The sequence below is a fragment of the Micromonospora sp. NPDC050200 genome (assembly GCF_040656135.1).
Classification (GTDB): Bacteria; Actinomycetota; Actinomycetes; order Mycobacteriales; family Micromonosporaceae; genus Micromonospora.
Genome location: NZ_JBFALG010000142.1, coordinates 1 through 4,955, shown reverse-complemented (window position 1 = coordinate 4,955; position 4,955 = coordinate 1). Strand labels below are relative to the sequence as shown.

Sequence of the window (4,955 nt, the reverse complement as noted above, 5' to 3'; positions counted from 1 at the left end):
CGCGGCTCGCCGCCGTCGCGGCCGGGCCCGACCCGGCCGACGTCGGGCACGCCCTGGTCACCGGCCGCGCGGCGCTGGAACACCGCGCGGTCGTCACCGGTACGGACACCGCCGCGCTGCTGGCCGGCCTGGCCGCGCTCGCCGACGACCGCGAGGCCGCCAACCTGGTACGCGGCACCGCCCGCGCCGACGCCCGGGTCGCCTTCGTCTTCCCCGGCCAGGGCTCCCAGTGGGCCGGGATGGCCGTCGAGCTGCTCGACTCCTCGCCGGTCTTCGCCGAGCGGATCGCCGAGTGCGCCCGCGCGCTCGAACCCTTCGTCGACTGGGACCCGGTCGACGTGCTGCGCGGCGTGCCCGGCGCGCCCACCCTCGACCCGGTCGACGTGGTGCAGCCGGTGCTCTGGGCGGTGATGGTCTCCCTGGCCCACCTGTGGCGCAGTCACGGCGTCGAGCCGGCCGCCGTGGTCGGGCACTCGCAGGGCGAGATCGCCGCCGCCTGCGTCGCCGGCGCGCTCACCCTCGACGACGGCGCCCGGGTGGTCGCCCTGCGCAGCCAGGTCATCGCCGCCGAGCTGGCCGGCCTGGGCGGGATGATGTCGGTGTCGCTGCCCGCCGACGCCGCCCGGGACCGCCTCGCCGGCTGGGCGGGACGGCTCTCCCTCGCCGCCGTCAACGGCCCCGGCTCGGTGGTGGTCTGCGGCGAGGTGGACGCCCTCAGCGCCTTCCAGGCCGAACTGGCCGCCGCGGAGATCCGCACCCGGATGATCCCGGTGGACTACGCCTCGCACTCCGTCTTCGTCGAGGGCATCCGGGACCGGCTCGCCGAACTGCTCGCCCCGGTACGCCCCCGCCCCGCCGAGGTGCCGTTCTACTCGGCGGTTACCGGCGGCCTGCTGGACACCACCGCCCTCGACGGCGGCTACTGGTACACCAACCTGCGGCAGACCGTGCTCTTCGCCGACGCCACCCAGGCCATGCTCGCCGACGGGCTGAACGTCTTCGTCGAGTCCAGCGCCCACCCGGTGCTCAAGGTCGGCCTGGAGGAGACCTGCACCGACGCGGGCGCCCCGGCCGTCGTGGTCGGTACGCTGCGCCGCGACGACGGCGGGCCGGACCGCGTCGCCGCCTCGCTCGCCGAGGCGTACGCCCACGGCGTTCCGGTCGACTGGCTGCCGCTCTTCCAGGGGCGTCCGGGCCGGCGGGTGGAGCTGCCCACGTACCCGTTCCAGCGCCGCCGGCACTGGCTGGACGCGGCCGCCGCCGGCACGGGTGACGTCACCGGCGCCGGCCAGCACCCCGCCGACCACCTGCTGCTCAGCGCGGTCGTCGCCACCCCCGCCGACGACGGGGTGGTACTCACCGGACGGCTCTCCACCGGCACCCACCCGTGGCTGGCCGACCACGCGGTCAACGGCACCGTGCTGGTCCCCGGCACCGGCCTGGTCGAGCTGGCGCTGCGGGCCGGCGACGAGGTCGGCTGCCCGGCCGTCACCGAGCTGACCATCGGCGCGCCGCTGGTGCTCACCGACGGCGCCGGCGTGCAGTTGCGGGTCGCCGTCGGCGCGGCGGGGGAGCGCGGCGCCCGGCCGGTCAGCGTCTGGTCCCGGCCCGAGGACGCCACCCCCGACGCCCCCTGGCAGCGGCACGCCACCGGCCAGCTCGCCCCGGTCACCTCCCGCCCCGCCGACGACCTCGGGCAGTGGCCGCCGGCCGGCGCCACCGCCGTCGACGTCGCCGGCCTCTACCCGGACCTGGCCGACGCCGGGCTGGCGTACGGGCCGGTCTTCCAGGGGCTGCGGGCCGCCTGGCGGGTCGGCGACCGGGTCTACGCCGAGGTGGAACTGCCCGAGGAGGCCAGCGCCGACGCCGAGCGCGCCGACCTGCACCCCGCCCTGCTCGACGCGGCCCTGCACGCGGTCGCCCTCACCGACGCCGTCGACGACCGGGCCCTGCTGCCGTTCGCCTTCACCGGGGTCACCCTGCACGCGGTCGGGGCGTCCAGCCTGCGGGTGCGGATCACCCCGCTGCGCGCCGGGGAGGTCGCCGTCGAGGCCGCCGACGCCACCGGCGCGCCGGTGCTCTCCCTGGACTCCCTCGTCCTTCGGCCGCTCCCCGCCGACCTCGCCCCGGCGGCCACCGGCCCGGCCGCCGACGCGCTCTACCGCACCGTGTGGACCCCCGTCCCGACCCCGCCACCCGCAGCCGTCCAGGTCGGACGGTGGGGCGCCGGCGAGGCGGCCGACGTGGTGGTGCTGCCGGTCGCGGGCGGCGCGGACGCGGCGGCGGTGCACGACGCCACCCGACGGGTGCTCGCCGACCTCCAGGGCTGGCTGGCCGACGACCGGTACGCCGCCAGCACCCTGCTGGTGCTCACCCGCGGCGCGGTCGGCCGGGACGGCGAGGACGTCACCGACCTGGCCGGCGCCGCCGTCTGGGGTCTGGTCCGCTCCGCCCAGTCGGAGCACCCGGACCGGATCGTCCTCGCCGACGTGGACGTCGACGTCACCGACGCCGCCGCGCTCGCTCCGATCCTCGTCGCCGCCGGCGAGCCGCAACTGCTCCGGCGCGACGGCGATCTCCTCGCCACCCGGCTGGTCCGCGCGCCGGCCACCGGCGAGGAGCCGCCGGCCGGCCGGATCGACCCGGCCGGCACCGTGCTGATCACCGGCGCCAGCGGCACCCTCGCCGCCGTCGTCGCCCGCCATCTGGTCCCCGCCCACGGGGTACGCCACCTGCTGCTGCTCAGCCGGCGCGGACCGGCCGCCCCGGACGCCGCCGACCTGGCGGCCGAGCTGGCCGCCCTGGGCGCCTCGGTGACGCAGGTCGCCTGCGACGTCACCGACCGGGACGCCCTCGCCGCCGTGCTGGCCGCCGTCCCGGCCGAGCGTCCGCTGAGCGCGGTGGTGCACACCGCCGGCGTGCTGGACGACGGCACCATCGCCTCGCTCACCCCCGAGCAGCTCGACGCGGTGCTCGCCCCCAAGGTGGACGCGGCGCTGCACCTGCACGAGCTGACCCGCGACGCCGGCCTCGGCGCGTTCGTCCTCTTCGGCTCCGCGGCCGGCGTGGTCGGCGCGCCCGGGCAGGGCAACTACGCGGCGGCGAACGCGTTCCTCGCCGGCCTCGCCGCGCACCGCCGTGCACAGGGGCTCGCCGGCCAGTGCCTGGCCTGGGGTTTCTGGGCGCAGGCCACCGGCATGACCGGGCGGCTCGGCGGCGTCGACCGGGCGCGCATCTCCCGCAGCGGCATGATCGGCCTCGCCGTGGACGAGGGGCTGAGCCTCCTCGACGCCGCCCTGGACCGCCCCGACGCGCTGCTGCTGCCGGTCCGCTTCGACCTCGCCGCCGTACGCGCCCAGGGCGACGTGCCGGCCCTGTTCCGTACCCTGCTGCCCGTCGCCCGGCGCAGCGCCGCCGGGGTACGCGCCGACGCCGGCTCCCTGGTCGACCGGCTGCTTCGGCTGCCGGAGGTCGACCGCGAGCAGGCGGTGCTCGACCTGGTCCTGGACCGGGTGGCGCTGGTGCTCGGCTTCACCTCCACCGCCGCCGTCGCCCCCGACCGTGCGTTCCGTGAGCTGGGCTTCGACTCGCTGACCGCGGTCGAGTTCCGCAACCGGCTCAACCAGACCCTCGGCCTGCGGCTGCCGGTCACCGCGGTCTTCGACTATCCCTCACCGGCCGGGTTGGCCCGCTTCCTGGTCTCCGAACTCTCCGGCACCGCCGCCGTGACGTCCGCCGTGGTGGCGGTGCGACCGGCCGACGAGCCGATCGCCATCGTCGCGATGAGCTGCCGCTTCCCCGGCGGGGTCAGCTCGCCGGAGGAGCTGTGGCGGTTGGTGGCCGACGGGGTGGACGCGATCGGCGACTTCCCCGCCGACCGGGGCTGGAACGTCGACCAGCTCCATGACCCCGACTTCACCACGCCCAACAGCAGCTACACCCGCTCCGGCGGCTTCCTCCACGACGCTGCCGACTTCGACCCGGCGTTCTTCGGGATCAGCCCGAACGAGGCGCTGGGCATGGACCCGCAGCAGCGGCTGCTGCTGGAGTGCGCCTGGGAGACCTTCGAGCGGGCCGGCATCGACCCGGCGACGCTCAAGGGCAGCCCGACCGGGGTCTTCGCCGGCCTGATGTACCACGACTATCCGGCCAACAGCGGCACCGGCGCGGTGGCCTCCGGCCGGGTGGCGTACGTGTTGGGCCTGGAGGGGCCGGCGGTGACCATCGACACCGCCTGCTCGTCCTCGCTGGTGGCGCTGCACCTGGCCGCGCAGGCGCTGCGCTCGGGGGAGTGCGACCTGGCGCTGGCCGGCGGGGTCAGCGTGATGGCCACCCCGGAGATCTTCGTGGAGTTCAGCCGGCAGCGGGCGCTGTCGCCGGACGGCCGCTGCCGGGCCTTCGCCGCCGCCGCGTCCGGCACCGGCATCGCCGAGGGCGCCGGGTTCCTGCTGGTCGAACGGCTCTCCGACGCCCGCCGCCACGGCCACCCGGTGCTCGCGGTGGTGCGCGGTTCCGCGGTCAACCAGGACGGCGCGTCCAACGGCATGACCGCGCCGAACGGCCCGTCGCAGCAACGCGTGATCCGGGCCGCCCTGGCCTCGGCGGGTGTCCCCGCCGCCGAGGTCGACCTGGTCGAGGCGCACGGCACCGGCACCACCCTGGGCGACCCGATCGAGGCCCAGGCGCTGCTCGCCACGTACGGCCGTGAGCGGGCCGCCGACCGGCCACTCTGGCTGGGCTCGGTGAAGTCGAACCTGGGCCACACCCAGGCGGCGGCCGGGGTGGCCGGGGTGATGAAGGTGGTCCTCGCCATGCGGCACGGGGCGATGCCCCGGACGCTGCACGTGGACGCGTCGTCGCCGCAGGTGGACTGGTCGGCCGGCGCGGTGGAGCTGTTGACGCAGGCGCGGGAGTGGCCGGTGAACGGGCATCCGCGCCGGGCCGCGGTGTCGTCG

Annotated in this window: 1 protein-coding gene; it reads left to right on the top strand. The window is 77.1% G+C overall.

What is annotated here, in order from left to right:
* On the top strand, nt 1-4,955 hold a 4,955-nt coding region (locus AB0I41_RS34805), incomplete at both ends, for a type I polyketide synthase (RefSeq protein WP_357115608.1).